Source organism: Huintestinicola butyrica (assembly GCF_025567215.1).
In the GTDB taxonomy this organism is placed as follows: domain Bacteria; phylum Bacillota; class Clostridia; order Oscillospirales; family Ruminococcaceae; genus Huintestinicola; species Huintestinicola butyrica.
Map to the genome: position 1 here is coordinate 144,435 of NZ_JAOQKB010000003.1, position 15,892 is coordinate 160,326.

General features: G+C 48.8%; 14 protein-coding genes and 1 tRNA gene. 5 read left to right on the plus strand and 10 right to left on the minus strand.

The features are described 5' to 3' along the window. Nucleotides 1-58: 58 nt before the first annotated feature. The 10 genes from dusB to OCV68_RS04810 form a co-directional block, all read right to left on the minus strand. Entirely contained in the window at nucleotides 59-1,045 is a 987-nt protein-coding gene (dusB, locus tag OCV68_RS04765) for a tRNA dihydrouridine synthase DusB (RefSeq protein WP_022474754.1), read from the minus strand. 23 nt (nucleotides 1,046-1,068) lie between these two features. Next, a complete protein-coding gene (locus OCV68_RS04770; RefSeq protein ID WP_262571130.1) occupies nucleotides 1,069-2,241 on the minus strand; it encodes a hypothetical protein in 1,173 nt (390 codons plus the stop codon). Between the two features lie 41 nt (nucleotides 2,242-2,282). Continuing rightward, entirely contained in the window at nucleotides 2,283-3,245 is a 963-nt protein-coding gene (prmA, locus tag OCV68_RS04775; RefSeq protein WP_022474752.1) for a 50S ribosomal protein L11 methyltransferase, read from the minus strand. Between the two features lie 268 nt (nucleotides 3,246-3,513). Next, nucleotides 3,514-5,928, minus strand: coding sequence for a phenylalanine--tRNA ligase subunit beta (pheT, locus tag OCV68_RS04780; protein ID WP_262571132.1), 2,415 nt, complete (start codon nucleotides 5,926-5,928; stop codon nucleotides 3,514-3,516). Nucleotides 5,929-5,943: 15 nt separating this feature from the next. Beyond that, nucleotides 5,944-6,555 (minus strand): hypothetical protein, encoded by a 612-nt coding sequence (locus OCV68_RS04785; RefSeq protein WP_262571134.1) that lies wholly within the window; start codon nucleotides 6,553-6,555, stop codon nucleotides 5,944-5,946. A gap of 4 nt (nucleotides 6,556-6,559) precedes the next feature. Beyond that, nucleotides 6,560-7,579, minus strand: a complete 1,020-nt coding sequence (gene pheS, locus OCV68_RS04790; protein ID WP_262571136.1) for a phenylalanine--tRNA ligase subunit alpha — start codon at nucleotides 7,577-7,579, stop codon at nucleotides 6,560-6,562. A 426-nt stretch (nucleotides 7,580-8,005) separates the two neighbouring features. Further along, on the minus strand, nucleotides 8,006-8,413 hold the full coding sequence (locus tag OCV68_RS04795) for an RNHCP domain-containing protein (protein ID WP_147622963.1): 408 nt from the start codon (nucleotides 8,411-8,413) through the stop codon (nucleotides 8,006-8,008). A gap of 155 nt (nucleotides 8,414-8,568) precedes the next feature. Beyond that, nucleotides 8,569-10,212, minus strand: coding sequence for a glycosyl hydrolase (locus tag OCV68_RS04800; RefSeq protein ID WP_262571138.1), 1,644 nt, complete (start codon nucleotides 10,210-10,212; stop codon nucleotides 8,569-8,571). 3 nt (nucleotides 10,213-10,215) lie between these two features. Then, on the minus strand, nucleotides 10,216-11,373 hold the full coding sequence (locus tag OCV68_RS04805) for an amidohydrolase (protein WP_262571140.1): 1,158 nt from the start codon (nucleotides 11,371-11,373) through the stop codon (nucleotides 10,216-10,218). Then, the gene (locus OCV68_RS04810) at nucleotides 11,373-11,552 is read right to left on the minus strand and encodes a hypothetical protein (protein ID WP_022474745.1); all 180 of its coding nucleotides are present in this window, start codon (nucleotides 11,550-11,552) and stop codon (nucleotides 11,373-11,375) included. The genes OCV68_RS04805 and OCV68_RS04810 overlap by 1 nt, the downstream gene beginning before the upstream one ends. 702 nt (nucleotides 11,553-12,254) lie before the next feature. Between OCV68_RS04810 and OCV68_RS04815 the strand changes: the two genes are divergently transcribed. From OCV68_RS04815 to OCV68_RS04835, 5 genes are all read left to right on the plus strand, one after another. Continuing rightward, on the plus strand, nucleotides 12,255-13,313 hold the full coding sequence (locus OCV68_RS04815; protein WP_262571141.1) for a 3D domain-containing protein: 1,059 nt from the start codon (nucleotides 12,255-12,257) through the stop codon (nucleotides 13,311-13,313). Nucleotides 13,314-13,644: 331 nt separating this feature from the next. Further along, nucleotides 13,645-14,394 (plus strand): sigma-70 family RNA polymerase sigma factor, encoded by a 750-nt coding sequence (locus tag OCV68_RS04820; protein WP_022474743.1) that lies wholly within the window; start codon nucleotides 13,645-13,647, stop codon nucleotides 14,392-14,394. 32 nt (nucleotides 14,395-14,426) lie between these two features. After that, a complete protein-coding gene (locus tag OCV68_RS04825; RefSeq protein WP_262571143.1) occupies nucleotides 14,427-14,900 on the plus strand; it encodes a chemotaxis protein CheD in 474 nt (157 codons plus the stop codon). A 15-nt stretch (nucleotides 14,901-14,915) separates the two neighbouring features. Continuing rightward, nucleotides 14,916-15,698 carry a helix-turn-helix domain-containing protein gene (locus tag OCV68_RS04830; RefSeq protein ID WP_022474741.1) on the plus strand — a complete coding sequence of 261 codons (783 nt, stop codon included), beginning with the start codon at nucleotides 14,916-14,918 and terminating at the stop codon, nucleotides 15,696-15,698. A 102-nt stretch (nucleotides 15,699-15,800) separates the two neighbouring features. Then, nucleotides 15,801-15,877, plus strand: a tRNA-Arg gene (locus OCV68_RS04835). Nucleotides 15,878-15,892 lie beyond the last annotated feature (15 nt).

A 15,892-nucleotide genomic window follows, 5' to 3' on the forward strand; every position in this document is an offset into this window, starting at 1 on the left:
GATATGTGAGCCGTGTGCCGATATTTTTCAAAAGCAGAAATTGTTCTGCAAGAACATATCAGCAAATACCTTCTGCTTTGCGAATTTCTTCAATAAGTGCTTTTAAGTCTGCAAGGGAAGCAAGACTGCCGCATCGGCTGCGATAGGAAGCCGCTCCCTTTATGCCCTTGAGATAGAAGGCACATTCCCGTCGGGCTTCCGCCATGGCAGTATGCTCACCCTTGAAGCTCACCGCAAGCTCCGTCTGATGATACATAGCTTCCAGACGTTCTTCCAACGTAGGCTCGGGGGGGATAATGCCATTTTCAAAATAGCTTTCTATCTGGGAAAATATCCACGGATTGCCGTAGCTTCCCCTGCCAACCATTACAAGGTCGCAGCCTGTCCGGCGGTACATATCGGCAGCACTTTCGGCGCAGTCGATATCGCCGTTGCCGATAACGGGAATTTTTACAGCCGCCTTGACCTGCCTTATAATATCACGGTCGGCTTTGCCGTGGTACATCTGAGTTTTTGTCCTGCCGTGAACGGTAAGCCCCATTGCCCCCGCCGCTTCCATAGCCTTTGCAAACTCGGGAGCGTTTATGGAATTTTCGTCCCAACCCGAGCGGAACTTCACCGTAACAGGCACATTGCTTGCGGCAACAACTGCCTTTGTAATGGCATATGCCCTGTCAATATCCTTCATAAGGGCGCTTCCGCTGCCGTTTCCTGCAATTTTGGGAACAGGACAGCCCATATTGATATCAAGGATATCGGGCTTGTATTTCATAAGCATCGCCGCCGCTCTGGCGCAGAAATCAGGCTCCTCGCCGAATATCTGCAAGGCATACGGGCGTTCCCTGTCGTCAACGGTGCAAAGCTCTTCGGTCTTGCGGTCGCTGTAGCAAAGCCCCTTGGCGGATATCATTTCGGAGACCATGTATGCCGCTCCGTGCTCCTTACACACCAGCCGATAAGCCCTGTCCGCCACCGATGCCATTGGCGCAAGTGCGGCAGTCTGCTTTATCTCCACGTCTCCTATTTTAATGGTCTTTATTTCCATGACAAAACTCTTTCAACACAAAATCATTTATTTTCTGACATTCCTGCCTGCAAATTGCGAGCAAGGTAAGCCTTTGTCACAAGGGTCTCGTTACCGTCGGCAAACAGTGTTATCTGCCTGCCGTTGGAGATAAGGATACCCTCATCGCACAGGGAGTAGTCAAGCACGCCCTTTTTCAGCACGGTCTCGGTGCCGTCAGCCTCACGCTTCACAAGCACTCGGCTCAGGGGCATAAAGCCCGAAAGCTCGCCGTCCTTTGCGTCCTCAGCCTTGGCTATCTCCTTGGCTTTTATAACATTTCCGTCGATGATGATGTCCTTGGCGCTGCGTTCCTTTGTCTTTTCATTGTTCGGCAGACCCGAGCCGCCGCTTTTGAGTGGTTCGCCGCCCCATATTGTGCACATAAAGTTCAGCCAGCCGAAAAGCCCTTTCAGCAGCCTTACAGGGAAGAAAAGCACGTCGGTGAACTTGATACCGTCCCTGCTCTTTTCGCCGCCGTAGGGCTGGCGTATGTAGTAGATATTGCCGTATTTATCATCTTTTATCTTGTAATAGTCATACTTTGGGTCGGTGAGAAACTCCTCCATCTCACGGGTAACAGTGTCAAGATATGCGCCGCTTCTGGGAGAAATGCCGCCGATAACGCCGTTTGCATCTCTGCCGTAGCCTGCGGTGGAAAAATATATCCTGCCCTTGTTAAAGCGGCTCCAGTAAGGGTCTTCCTCAATGGTGTCGCCGTCGGTGAACTCCTCATATGCGGAAGAAGGCGGCTCCATCACGCCGATATGCAGGTGCATTGAGCTGCCAATGCTCACCGCCAGCTTGCCGTCAAGGAAATCAAATGCGCCGAAGCTTATGTCGTTGCCCGAAAGTATAAGCCCCTCGTTCATATCCGTGCGATCGGTGCTGCGGCGGTAAAGGGAAGAAGAGCCGTCCAGCTGAATGCCGTAGATAAGCCCTCCGTCTTTGTCGCCGCAGCAGGCAAGCCCCGTTATTCTCGCAGGCATTTCGATAGTCTCCGCTTTCATTGCAGTGCCTGTGAACATTGCGCCCGAACCTGTGGTCTTCCACTCGCTTCTCCTGCGAATACTGTCAAGGGTCTCCTTGTATTTTATAACACGTCCGCAGGGGATTTCGGTCTTGTTTGAGTTTTCAAAGCTGTAAATTTTGTTTTCAGAGGTGTAGATGATATTCATATCGGTCAGCCTTTCCGCAAAGTATTCTGTCTGATAAGCAATTATTTTACAAAGGAAGCCGCAGCCCAGCCGCCCGATTCCCTAAGCTCTGTGCGCTTGAAGCCTGCCTTTTCCATAGCAGCCATTACCTCGTCGCAGCGCTCGATGATGATTCCCGAAATGATCACGGTTCCCATGGGAACCAGGAAGTCGCCGAACAGGGGAGCCATGGCAATAAGCACGTCCGCAACGATATTTGCAGTGATAAGGTTATATCCGCCGCCTATCTTTTTGCGAAGCTCCTCATCGCCTATAATGTTGCCCGCATAGGTAACGTACTTATCGGGAGTGATGTGGTTCTTTTCCGCATTCTGCTTTGCGATCTTCACGCTGTTAAGGTCAATATCAACAGCGCAGGCATTGTCCGCACCAAGCAGAAGAGCTGCAATGGAAAGGATACCGCTTCCGCAGCCAAGGTCAAGCACCTTGTCATTCTCGTGAAGTGTTTTTTCAAGCAGTTCAAGGCAAAGCTGTGTTGTGTTGTGCTGACCTGTTCCGAAGGAGGACTCGGGATCTATTTCAAGAACAGTCCTGTCGGTCTCCTCCAGAGGCTCCCAGGAGGGCTTTACAACAAGCTTGTCGCCCACTTTAAGGGGCTTGAAATACTGCTTCCAGTTGTTAGCCCAGTCCTCTTCACGGACGTTGGAAAGCTCACAGACAAGGCGGCCGAACTTCTTTTCGGTATCAAGAGCGGCAAGCTCAGCCATCTCGCTCCTTACCATAGCCAGCATATCTGCCCCCTGAGAATTATCCGCAAGATAGAATGTTACGCAGGTCTCGCAGTTTTTCAGGTTCATAAGGTCATCGTCGATATAATCCCAGTTGCCTGTTTTGTCGTTGAGGAAGTCCTCAAAATCCTTAGCATCCTTTATAGCAAAGCCTGTAACGCCTACGCCAAGCAGTCTGCCGCAGACAGGCTCGATACCTTCGGTGGTGGTATAAACGTTTACTTCTGTCCAGTTCATATTAAATTCCTCCGTGTATTTATTTACGCATTGCTCCTTTTATTATAGTACAAATCCGACTTTTTTGCAATAGAAAGTGAAAAATAAACATATGCTATAATACTAATCACCAATAAAACTATAGACAAAAAATCATCGCATAATCCATATACGCAAGATTATGCTCGATTTTTTGTATAGTTTTTAATTGGTTCTTAGTATAAAAAATAATACAAAAGAGCTGCTGCATCTTGTGCAACAGCTCTTTCGGATATGCTGTGATCATTTATCAGCTTCTTATCTCAGCGCCCAGCTCGGAGAGCTTCTTCAGCGCCTTCTTGACAGCTGCGTCAGCCTGTTCGTCGGTAAGAGTACCGTCGTGAGAACGCATTACAATGCTGAATGCGGCGGACTTCTTGCCGTCGGCTATCTGCTTGCCCTTGTAGATATCGAAGAGCTTTACGCTTTCAAGTATCTTGCCAACGCCCTCGGAAATTGCCTTTTCAAGGTGAGCAACGGGGATATCCTCATCGCATACAACTGCAAGGTCACGGGTGGTAGCGGGGTACTTGGGCAGGGGCTTATATACCTTCTGAATGGAAGCGGCCATCATCTCGGGGAGATTGAGCTTTGCGGCATATGCCTTTACGCCGATGCCGTAGTTTTCGAGAGTTTCGGGGTGAAGCTCGCCGAAGATACCGATGGCAACGCCATCCTTGAATACCTCTGCGCATCTGCCGGGGTGGAATGCGGGAGCTTCGCCGAAGTTCTCGGAGGTTCCCTTGCAAGGCTCATACTCAGCGCCTACGATTCCCAGTGTGTCAAGGAGCTTTTCGATAATGCCCTTCATGCTGTAGAAATCGTACTGTGCGCCGTACATACCGAAGCACATTCTTGCAGGCTCCTCAGGCAGTTCGCCGCCCTTGGGGAGATATTCGTTGCCCATTTCAAAGAGGCAAACGCTTGCGTTTCTGTTATTGTAGTTGGAAGCCATTATCTCGCACATGGAGGGCAGGAGAGATGTTCTCATAACAGAGGTATCCTCGCCCAGAGGGTTTGTGATAACAACAGTGTTTCTAAGATTGCTGTCCTTGGGAAGTCTTATCTTGTCGAAATACTTGGGGGAGATAAAGGAGAATGTGGTTATCTCGTAAGCGCCCAGAGCAACGGCAGTATTCATTGCCTTTCTGGTGAACTTCTGTGCAGGGGTCAGCTCACCGCTGGCAATACCTCTGATAATGGTCTGAGGGATATTGTTGTAGCCGTAAAGACGTGCTATCTCTTCTGCAAGGTCGTTCTTGTACTCGATATCTATTCTGTAAGCGGGAGCATATGCCCAGCCGTCCTTAACTTCAATTTCAAGCTTCTTGAGGTATTTTATCATATCCTCCTCGGAAATATCTGTGCCAAGGAAGTTGTTTATCCACTTTGCGTCAAAGGGAGCCTTTTTCTGAGTGTCCTTGTGGGTATCGCAGTCAATAAGCTCGGTAACGACCTCGCCGCAGCCCAGCTCTTCAACCAGCTCCAGCGCTCTCTTGATGGCAGGCATACACATTCTGGGGTCAAGACCCTTTTCAAAACGTGCGGAAGCGTCTGTTCTCATGCCCAGAGCCTTTGCAGTGGTTCTTACGCTTGCGCCGTCAAAGCACGCAGCCTCGAATACAACGTCAGTTGTGTCGTCCATGATACCGCTGTATTCGCCGCCCATAACGCCTGCAACGGCAACGGGCTTCTTGCTGTCGGCAATTACCAGCATCTTGGGGGAAAGCTCTCTCTCAACGCCGTCAAGAGTGGTTATCTTCTCGCCCTCTGCGGCATTTCTGATGTTGATGGAGCCGCCCTCGATGTAGCGGATATCAAATGCGTGCATGGGGTGACCGTATTCCAGCATTACAAAGTTTGTGATATCAACAAAGTTGTTGATGGGGCGAACGCCGCTGGCACGAAGTCTTTCTCTCATCCACAGAGGAGAGGGGCCTATCTTTACGTTCTTTACAACGCCTGCGATATAGCGTGAGCAAAGCTCGGTGTTCTCGATATTTACTTTGAGATAATCGGCAGCAGTTCCGCCGATGCCCTTTATCTCAGGCTCCTTGATGTTAAGGGGAAGATCAAAGGTAGCGGCAGTCTCTCTTGCAAGGCCCAGAACGGACATACAGTCGGGGCGGTTTGAGGTTATCTCAAACTCAACTGTGGTATCGCCGAAGTCGATAGCCTCGTGGATATCCATACCGGGATAAAGAGCCTTTTCGGTCTCCTGCTTTAAGATGAAAATGCCGTCAGCAATGGCATAGGGGAAGTCGTGGGTAGTAAGACCCAGCTCGCCCAGTGAGCAGAGCATACCGTTGGAAGCAACGCCTCTCAGCTTGCCCTTCTTTATCTTAACGCCGCCGGGAAGGGTGGAGCCGTCCAGCGCAGCGGGAACGAAATCGCCAACGTTGTTTTCTCTGATATTGGGTGCGCCTGTAACGATCTGAACAGGCTCAGCCTCGCCCACATCTACCTGGCATACAACAAGGTGGTCGGAATTTTCGTGGGGCTTAACGTCCAGTATCTTTCCCACAACGACCTTGGATATCTCGCTGCCCTCAGTTTCATAGCTTTCTACCTTGGAGCCGCTCATTGTGATGCCCTGGCAGAAATCCTTTATGCTCATGTCTCCGATATCAACATAATCGGAGAGCCATTTCATTGAAAGATCCATTTATATATTTCCTCCTCATTTTTTTCTGATAACGATAATGCTTCCTGCCTTTAAAGTATTATAATACTCTTCCATATTCGCTTTCTGATAATTCACACGGAATTTAAGCTCCGCATTGGGGCATTTCTCTGAAAGCAGCTTATAAAAGCTTTCGTCCATATTTCCCAGTCCCACGGGAACATATATCCTGCCGAAGCTTCTTGTTCTGAAAGTCATATTTGTGGCAGAGGGTGAACCGACATATGTGTTTGTGATGATCTCCATTATCTCGTAGTAGGGAAGTATAAGCCCCTCCTTTGAGAAGAGATATTCTGAGGTCAGTGCGAAAACTCTGTACCACTCACAACGTTCAAGCTCTGCTGCAATTTTTTCGGCAGATGCTTCCGATATCGCTTCAAGCTGTCTTTTCATCGACCTGCTCTGAATAAGATTCATCGTGATAAGAGCCACGGTGGTCACAACGGAAATTATCCGCCAGACCACGCTGTAATCCCTGCCGTCAAGGAACCTGAGCAGCGGGATAAGTATAAGCGTATAGACTATGCTCAGAATATTCCACAAACGCTGCTTAAATTTAAAGCGCTTTTTGTACTGCCCGAACAGGCTGTTTTTGTCGGCACTGTCCATTTTATCAGAACTGAGACAAGAATCTCATATCATTCTCGTAAAGCATTCTCATATCGTTGATATTGTATCTGCCCATGGTAATACGCTCAAGGCCGATACCGAAAGCAAAGCCGCTGTAAACCTCGGGGTCGATGCCGCAGCCTCTGAGGACTTCGGGGTGAACCATGCCTGAGCCCAGAAGCTCAACATATCCCTCGCCCTTGCACATGGAGCAGCCCTTTCCGCCGCAGTTGAAGCAAACAAGGTCAACCTCTGCGGAGGGTTCGGTGTAGGGGAAGTGGTGGGGACGGAGACGTATCTTGGCGTCCTTGCCGTAAAGCTTCTTCATAAGCAGGTCAAGTGTGCCGTACAGGTCGCCGAGAGTTACGCCCTTGTCGATAACAAGTCCCTCTATCTGGTGGAAAAGAGGAGAATGTGTAGCGTCAACTGCGTCGGAACGGTAAACACGGCCGGGAGAGATTATTCTGATAGGAGGCTTTCTCTGCTCCATGGTACGTATCTGTACGCTGGAGGTCTGAGTTCTGAGAACCACATTGTCGTTGATGTAGAAAGTATCCTGTGTATCTCTTGCAGGGTGATGCTTAGGCATATTGAGCGCCTCAAAGCAGTAATGGTCGGTCTCGACCTCGGGGCCGTCAACAATATCAAAGCCCATGCCAAGGAATATTTCCTTTACTTCTTCAAGCACTGCTGTGAGGGGGTGAAGTCTGCCAATTTCGGGAGCCTTGCCGGGGAGAGTAACGTCGATGGTCTCCGCAGCCATTTTATTTGCAGCTGCCTCAGATCTGAGAGCCTCTGCCTTTTCTGTGATCTTAGCCTCGATCTCGCTTCTTACCTTGTTTGCAAGCTGACCGATAACGGGTCTTTCCTCTGCGGAAAGTCCGCCCATCTGCTTGAGTATGGCGGTAAGCTCGCCCTTTTTGCCGAGAAACTTAACTCTCAGCTCTTCCATTACCTTAAGGTCGCCGCATTCGGACAGCTCTTTCTGAGCTGATGCCAGAATCTGCTCTAACTGCTGTTTCATTCAGTTCGATCCTTTCTTTTTATATGATTTTAATTGTTTTGCTGTACTTTTTTGCTGCTTTAACAACAAAAAATCCCGTCCTGCATTGCCGCAAAGGCTTATGACAGGACGGGATATATTATCCCAAACCACCCGTACATAATAAGGACAAGCATCCTCTCCGCCGTAACGGGGCTTTTCCGTCCGCTCCTACTGTGATTTCAGAGCAGCCACTCACGGATGAAATTCATCGGAAGCAAACGCAAAGGAAGCTTTCAGCCCAAGGCTCCCATTCTCTGAAAATGCGTATGCAGACCTTGTAAAAGGCTCTGCAAGCTGCCGCTTACTGTGTCCGGTCGGCGTGTTTTGTGTACAGCTATTCAAATACATCTTTATTATACACGTATTTTTCCCAAATTGCAAGGGCTTTTTGAGATTTTTACAATTTTATTTTTCATCATCAAAGACTGCCTTTTGCAGCTCCTTTATATGCTCAATGGGAAAGGGCGGCTCTGCAATGGGGCGCATGGCTATTGACATCAGCTTCACGGGATTGTCGTCAGCGGCAATTCGGTTGGAGCTGAGCTTTCCGCAGCGGCGGCAGCGATGTATCAGCGCCCACTCGCCGTTTTTGCGCACCCACACTCCCACTGCGTCCATTATACCTCCGCAGTCGGAGGCTCTGTCTCCGGGCTCGTCATCGACGTGCAGACTGGAAAGGCAGTTGGGGCAGTGGTTGCGGTGGTCGGTTCCCGCTCCCTGAGGGGAGCATATCCAGCCGCATACCTTGCAGGTAAAGGTCTCATTGCAGGCTTCGTGTCGGTAGTCCTTGTGATTTTTAGAATTATGCTTCATATTTCCTCCAAAAGATTATCCTTTGGGAGGCGTATGACGTATGCTGTTAAGTAACAGTTCTGAGATTTACAGTCAAGCCTCCCGGCCTGCTGCTATATCCATTGTAATATTCGTCAAACAAATTTCCTTTCTATTCGGCATAATGCCGTTTGATTTTAGTCAAGAGGATAATTCTGAAGGTCGGGCAGCTCATCAAGAGTAAGAACTCTTTCGTGGTTGTATGCCTTTGTGAGCAGCTCGACTGTGGTGTATTCATCGTTGATAACAACGCCCAGCTTCATGGTAAAAGGATCGCTCCAAGTGCCCCAGAAAAGCCATCTTGCGTTGTCGTTGAACACCTTGTCGGGATCCATTACGCAGCCGTTTTCGGTGAGGGCGATAAGCTTGGTCTTGGTTCCGTAGTTTGTTGCCATATCGTCAAAACGTCCGCTCTGGGAGGAGTCAACGTGGTTGCCTGCGTAGATATCCCAGCCGTTGATATCAACAGTCTCATCGCCGGGGTACCATGCAGGGTCCTGACCGTTCCATACCCAGATAAGGTTTGTAAGGTTATGCTCGTTGGTCATCTTGTCGTACATTACGTTCCAGAGCTTCTTGTAGCTCTCAGGCTCGCAGTTGCCCCACCAGAACCAGCCGCCTGCCGCCTCGTGGAGAGGTCTCCAGAGAACGGGAACGCCTGCGTCACGGAGACGTGCCAGCTCGTTTGCCATGTTGTCGATATCGTCCATAAGCAGCTGATATGCAGCGTCGTCCTCGCCGTTCATTATCTTGTCAAGGTCAAGCTTGGAGCCTTCCTTGTAGAAAGAGCTGTACCAGGGCTGATCGCCTGAATTTACGGCATAGTCCTCGGGAGTGGTCCAGTGCCAGCAGAGCTGAACTATTCCGCCTGCATTCTTGTACCAGTCGTATGCGTATTCAACAGTCTTTGACTCAGCGCCGTGAGCCTTGCTGCCAAGACTGTAGTTGCCCATATCAAGTCCCAGAACTGCAAAGGTCTTGCCTGTCTTTGCGGTTATCTTTTCATACTCGGAGGAAGCACGGCCCTCATCGGCATACTGTCCCGCAAGGGAATATTTGCCGTAGATATCGCAGAGGAACTTGTAAAGTCTCTTTGTGTTTTCATCGGCATTGGGATTTACAAGAGTGGGTTCAACCTTGTATGTATCCTCGGTAATGGGAGTTGCCGCAGCGGTAAGGATAAGGCAGTCGATATCCACATATCCCCAGCTGGGGGTAATGGTTATCTCATGAGTACCCTTGTCAAGATAGATGTAGCTCAGAAGTGTGTCGCCGAACTCAGCAGGGGAATTGGTAGTGATATCGCCCACTTTCATGCCGTCAACGAGAACGTTGTTTACTCTGCCCTCGCTGCCCATGGTAAGGAAGTTCATATCATAAAATCCGCTGTACTCGATATCGGCAGTCATGGTGAGAGCATCGCCCTCAACGTTTACGCCATTGACGTATGCGCCGCCAGATGCGTCGGGAAAGTCATTTGCCTTGGCATTTCCCTCCAGCTTTCCGCTCTCAGCCTCAACGGTCAGAGAGAAGTCAGCAGGAACGTCCGACTTGGTAAGAGGATAGTCGGAAAGGTCAAGGTCAGTGTTATATTCCGTTCTTATCTCGCCGAAAACAGCCTTTATGCCATCGTCGTTTGAGGCTGCATCGGACACGGAAACTGCCGATGTTTCAGCCGCACTTTCGCTGTCCTCACCGTTCTGCGCATCGCCGCAGGCTGCAAGAGAGCAGCACATTGCCGCTGCGGATATGAGCGCAATAGTCTTTTTAAGCTTGGTCATATTTTATTTCCTTTCAAAAACGATTTTTCCGTTTATCATAGTCATGCAAACGTTAGTCATTATCTCAAACGGGTCGCCGTCCAGCAGAATAAGGTCAGCGTCCTTGCCAACGGTAACAGAGCCTGTTCTGTCAGCAAATCCGCCCAGCTCTGCAGCGGTTATGGTCAGCCCTTTGAGAGCCTCATTTTTAGGCATACCGTACTTGCAGCAGTAAGCCGCACCTGCGGTAAGGAAGTTGATGGGCGTTTCGGGGTGATCGGTGCAGATGGCGGTCTTTACCCCGGCAGCGCACAATTTTCCTGCATTTTCAAGGCTTGCATGGGCAAGCTCGGGCTTTCCACGGTCGCAGATGATAGGCCCCACCACAGCCTCCGCATGAGCTTCGCCCAGCAGGTCGGCTATAAGATGCCCCTCGGTGCAGTGAATGAGCAGCGGCTTCAAGCCGAACTCCTTGCATATCCTGAGAGCGGTCATGATATCGTCTGCACGGTGGCAGTGGATATGCGCCTTGACTTCTCCCTTTAATAATGGTATAAGAGCTTCGCACTTGATATCATAATCGGGCAGATCCTCAGGCTCCTCTGCACGCTCGGTGAGCACCATATATCTGCGTGCCTTTTCCAGCGCCTCACGGATAAGAGCGGCTGTTGCCATTCTTGTCTGGGGAGCGTCGTCACGCTCGGTGTAATAGGACTTGGGGTTCTCACCCAGAGCAAATTTTATGCCCACTGTGCCTATGAGCGCTTCATCAAGGCACCTTGCGGCAGTTTTGAGCGCAACCATATCTCCGCCTATGGGATTAAGGGAGCCAACGCCCGTTACAACGCTTGTAACGCCTGCGCTGACCGCATCGGCAAAATAACCGTCCATGAAATTAAGCCCGTCAACAGCTCTAAGCTGGGGCATAACAGGGTCGCTGCCCTCGTTTACGTCAATGCCCTCTTCCCCTGCGCCGTCGCCGATAAAGCCCATATGGGTGTGGATATCAATAAAACCGGGCATAAGGAGCTTTCCCTCTGCGTCGATATCGGACTTTCTGACGTGCTGCGGCATACCCTTGCCTACTTCGGCGATCTTGCCGTTTTCCACAAGAACATATCCGCAGCCGATCTCGTCCCCGACCATGGGGAGAATACGGGCGTTATAAATATACATACTCATCAGCTCAGTCCGCACTCGTCATAATCCTTCCAGCGCTCGTTGTAATTCCTGTTGCTTATCATTCTGTAAGCAATATATCCTGCGGAAACAAGGAACAGGAACAGAGCTGCCACCACAGGAGCGGCAGTGCGTATCATTATACGGGCATTATCAAGTCTGGGATCCTTTTTCTTATCCATAATGAAGTCTCCTTATATTTATATTGTAATAGTATATCTGCGGGTGTCATACCTGCGGGTATGCAAAATGCAGCAATACATCATGATACTATTATATACTGTTGCGGAATTTTTTTCAAGTAAATATGCTGATTTTTTTGCTCAAAAGCCCTTACAGGGCCATATAGAGCCAAAATCAGCACATTGCACAAAAACTTATTTATCATCTGGCGCATTTGTGCGTTTTGTTGAATATCAGTCGCAGATACGGTATATAAACATACACAAAGTGATTAACAAATGTGATATTGTTCACTAAAGTACCCTTATACTTGGCGTATTATAGCCTTTTTGAAATGCAAATTCTTTGATTTATGATAAATGCCCAAAAAATCGGGTCAAATGTTCATGTTACAACAAAAGAAGCCTGAAAAATCGAGGTTTGTGTGAATATTTTCTACAATTATTAAGCAAACTGCACAAATCTGCGCTTTGATTTTACTTTGACACTTTCAAGAAATTACGCTATAATTACAAGTGTAATCGGTTTTGTAACCGTTTTGAAACTTTTTGAAAGTATGATATGTTTAATCAGTCGGGAAATTCCGTGCAGTCAGTCCAGCGGATAGAGAGTTTTAAACTTTCCGTAAAGTCCGACTTGAAATCTCACAAAGGTGGTAATCTTCGGCGCCCGGCAAGCGCCAGTATTAAGGAGCTTTTTTTATGAACGATAATTCTAAGATAACAGCGGAAAGGCAGACAAAAATAAGATCTTCCGTAAAGAAATATATAGCAGCAGGCATGACCGCAGCAGTATTTGCACTCTGCACCGTTATCGGCGCAGCAGGAGCAGGCGAGCCTGAGACCGTTGATTTTGAAACAGATATTATCCCCACAGAAACAGTTGCAGCTCAGACTGAGATCGCTGACGAGCCTGCTGAGGATATTGAGGTTTCCGAGACACTTACCGCTCAGGTAGCGGTTTTCCCCTCGGAAAAGAATATTAGCACAGATGAAGATGCAGTAAGCACATCGGCAGATGAATCTACTGAAATTGCTTCCGATGAAGTTGATTCAGACATAGCAGAGACCGAGGCAGTTACCACTTCCGAAGAAACTGCTGACACAGATTCCGATGATCTTGATGAAGAGATATTTGATGATGAGGACTCGGAAGCTCCCACAGGCTCTTTTGTTTCCACAGAGGGCACAAAGGCAAGTGTTCCGGCAGTTTCCGCAAAGTCAAGCCCCAAGTCCCATAAGGCTGACAAGGCAGAGGTAAAGATAGTAGTTCCCGAAATGTCCTCCGAAGCTCCTATCCAGCCCGAAACCGAAGCTGTTACAACAGTTTCCGAAGATATCGCAGTTTCCGAAGATATCGCAGTTACAGAGGAAGCCTTTGCAGATGCTCCCGCAGCAGTAAATGCAGTTTCCAGATTTGAAGTTCCCGACTGGCTCACACTGGACGAAAACGGTGTTCCCACTGAATATGTTGATACTATCAGCGGAAAGTCCTGCGCATACACCGCAGACCCCGGAGCGCTTATGTCCACAGGCAAGGCAGTTTTCCAGGGCTATGTGGCAGTTGACCCCAACATTATCCCCTACGGCTCCGAGCTTTACATAGTTGCGGACGACGGCGAGGTTTACGGCTACGCCATCGCAGCAGACACAGGCTATTCCGTAAGACAGGGTCACATAGTCGTTGACCTATTCATGGACGAGTACAACGACTGCATTCAGTGGGGCGCAAAGAACGTTACCATTTATGTTCTCAAGTAAAAATACATACCGCATTCCGCAAGGTCTGCGGTATTTTTATAGAAGATAAATATACTTATAGTATTATTGTAAGTATATTATACTAAATTATAATTTGTATAATTAAAAACTCTCAATACATATAGTATATTATACAAATAATTATATATTACATATTTTATCCGATTTGTATATTAAGTTTTATCCGCATATATGGTATTGTGCAAAACAAACAATTTAAACGTTTAAATATCTAAATCCAACGCCTGCCCTTTTCCCAAAAGCCTGTAGAAATATTTTAAAAGTTATGCTATAATGTTTTATATAGGTATTTCGGGAATGGAGGGATAATATGCGTACAGACGATATGTCGGAGCTTTTCTGCACCTATCGCCGCACAGGTGACAAGGCAGTGCGCAACGAAATTGTTATGCAAAGTATGCACATTGTGCGGTATGCAGTTATCTCCACCAGAAATATGTTCCTGCGCTTCACGGACGAGGATGATATATCAAATGAAGCGGTGCTGGCGCTCATATCCGCCGCCGAGTCATTTGTGCCCGAAAAGAATGTTCGGTTTGAGACTTATGCCTCCATCAAGGTGAGGGGGGCTATAATAGACTATATCCGCCGCATGGACAGCGTGCCCAGAGGGGTGCGCCGCTTTGCAAAGGAATATGACAATGCCTTTTCCCTGCTCTACGCTCAGCTTGACCGTGAGCCTACAAGGGAAGAACTGGCGCATCATATGGGAATGACAGTGGAAAAGCTGGACAGCTATGCGCTGAAGGCTGCCGCCTCCCATACCCTTTCCTTTGAAGAGCTGCTGTTCAGCGGCTTTGAAGCTCCGAATGACCAAAAGGACGGTTTCAGTGAGGCCGAACGCCGACTTATGCTGGAGGAGCGCAGAAAGCTCCTTGCTCAGGCAATAGAACAGCTGAGCGACAAGGAGCGGACAGTCATAACACTTTATTATTACGAAAAACTGAGGTACTCGGAAATAGCGGACGTGCTTAAAATATCGGAATCAAGAGTCTGTCAGATACATTCAAAGGCTGTTGAAAAGCTGAGAAAAAGTATGGCGGAATATCTGGAGCAATAACAAAACTTATAACACAAAAGGTGGTGCAGGTAATGGTCAACGTTGGCATAGCAGATCTGAATGTGGTGAAATATCCCGATGTGCTGGCTACCTATGCCCTTGGCTCCTGCGTTGGCATCTGCCTTTATGACCACAAGGCGAAAATTGCGGGAATGGCTCACATAATGCTCCCCAGCAGCGCCGAGTCTCAGACGGAAAATGACAATATGCGCCGATATGCCGACACGGGCGTTGCGGAGCTTATCAGGAAAATGTGCAGCTACGGGGCAAAAAAGCGCCGCATCACCGCAAAAATAGCAGGCGGGGCGCAGATGTTCAGCGGCGACTCAGATGTTTTCAGCATCGGCGAACGGAATGTTGCGGCAGTAAAGCAGGCGCTCCAAAGCAGTAAGATACCCATTGTGGCAGAGCAGACGGGTCTTGACTTCGGACGGACGGTCTTTTTCTACTCCGAGGACGGCACTATGGAAGTAAGAGCGCCCTCCCGCCCTGCAATAAAGGTTTGACAAGGGGGCATTTGAATGAAAATAGGCTCCATAGGATATAACTATTCCCACAGCGATAACTTTGTCATGGACCGCCCCGGCGGAAACGGCTGTCGGCTATTTCTGCTCATCAAGGAGCCGTCCATTTTCATCATAGACGGCACCGAGCACAAGGTCAAGGAAAATTCCTTTGTAATGTTTTCCCCTGCCGTGCCGTGCAGATATTACGGTCAGGGCAGCGTTTACACCGATGACTGGATATATTTCGATTTTGAAGAGGGGGACGAGGAGCGCTTTTCGGAGCTTGGCATTGTCCCCGACAAAATATTCTACCTTGGAAATATTGAGGAGCTGTCTCAGCTTGTGCGGCTGATGGCATATGAGCATTACTCCCACGAGCCGTATCACGAGGAGATAGAACGCAGATTTACGGAAATATTCCTGCTGAAGCTTGGCAGGCTCATAAGCACCTCCAACCGCCACTCACAGATATATGCGGACAAGAGCAGCAGCTTTATCCGCCTGAGAAGCCGCCTTTACTCCATGCCCGACATTGCCGACGACGTGGATAAAATGGCTGCGGAGATGAACATGAGCCGCTCGGGCTTCCAGCACGCCTACAAGAAGATATTCGGCGTGGGCGTAAAGCAGGACATAATAAACGGCAGGCTGGAGCTGGCAAAGCGCCTGCTCATATCCACCACCCTCAGCGTAAAGGAAATAGCCGAGCGGTGCGGATATTCCAGCGAATACAGCTTTATGCGCCAGTTCAAGGAGCGCTGCGGTCAGACTCCCACTCAGTTCAGGAGCTGTCTGTGACGTTTTGTTGGCAGATCCCGCATTTTGCGGTAAAAAATTCACACCGACCCATTTTTCGCCTTGACAGGACAACCATTATTGGGTATAATAATATATGGTTTCCTGTCCGTAGCTCAACTGGATAGAGCGTCAGACTCCGACTCTGAAGGCTGTGGGTTCAATTCCCGTCGGGCAGACCACGTATTATAGCCGTT

What these genes read in the sequence shown, in the direction of transcription:
- dusB (WP_022474754.1), bottom strand. Translation starts at nt 1,045, where the DNA reads ATGGAAATAAAGACCATTAAAATAGGAGACGTGGAGATAAAGCAGACT.
- OCV68_RS04800 (WP_262571138.1), bottom strand. Translation starts at nt 10,212, where the DNA reads ATGACCAAGCTTAAAAAGACTATTGCGCTCATATCCGCAGCGGCAATG.
- OCV68_RS04810 (WP_022474745.1), bottom strand. Translation starts at nt 11,552, where the DNA reads ATGGATAAGAAAAAGGATCCCAGACTTGATAATGCCCGTATAATGATA.
- OCV68_RS04770 (WP_262571130.1), bottom strand. Translation starts at nt 2,241, where the DNA reads ATGAATATCATCTACACCTCTGAAAACAAAATTTACAGCTTTGAAAAC.
- OCV68_RS04785 (WP_262571134.1), bottom strand. Translation starts at nt 6,555, where the DNA reads ATGGACAGTGCCGACAAAAACAGCCTGTTCGGGCAGTACAAAAAGCGC.
- OCV68_RS04805 (WP_262571140.1), bottom strand. Translation starts at nt 11,373, where the DNA reads ATGAGTATGTATATTTATAACGCCCGTATTCTCCCCATGGTCGGGGAC.
- pheT (WP_262571132.1), bottom strand. Translation starts at nt 5,928, where the DNA reads ATGGATCTTTCAATGAAATGGCTCTCCGATTATGTTGATATCGGAGAC.
- OCV68_RS04830 (WP_022474741.1), top strand. Translation starts at nt 14,916, where the DNA reads ATGAAAATAGGCTCCATAGGATATAACTATTCCCACAGCGATAACTTT.
- OCV68_RS04820 (WP_022474743.1), top strand. Translation starts at nt 13,645, where the DNA reads ATGCGTACAGACGATATGTCGGAGCTTTTCTGCACCTATCGCCGCACA.
- OCV68_RS04795 (WP_147622963.1), bottom strand. Translation starts at nt 8,413, where the DNA reads ATGAAGCATAATTCTAAAAATCACAAGGACTACCGACACGAAGCCTGC.
- OCV68_RS04825 (WP_262571143.1), top strand. Translation starts at nt 14,427, where the DNA reads ATGGTCAACGTTGGCATAGCAGATCTGAATGTGGTGAAATATCCCGAT.
- prmA (WP_022474752.1), bottom strand. Translation starts at nt 3,245, where the DNA reads ATGAACTGGACAGAAGTAAACGTTTATACCACCACCGAAGGTATCGAG.
- OCV68_RS04815 (WP_262571141.1), top strand. Translation starts at nt 12,255, where the DNA reads ATGAACGATAATTCTAAGATAACAGCGGAAAGGCAGACAAAAATAAGA.
- pheS (WP_262571136.1), bottom strand. Translation starts at nt 7,579, where the DNA reads ATGAAACAGCAGTTAGAGCAGATTCTGGCATCAGCTCAGAAAGAGCTG.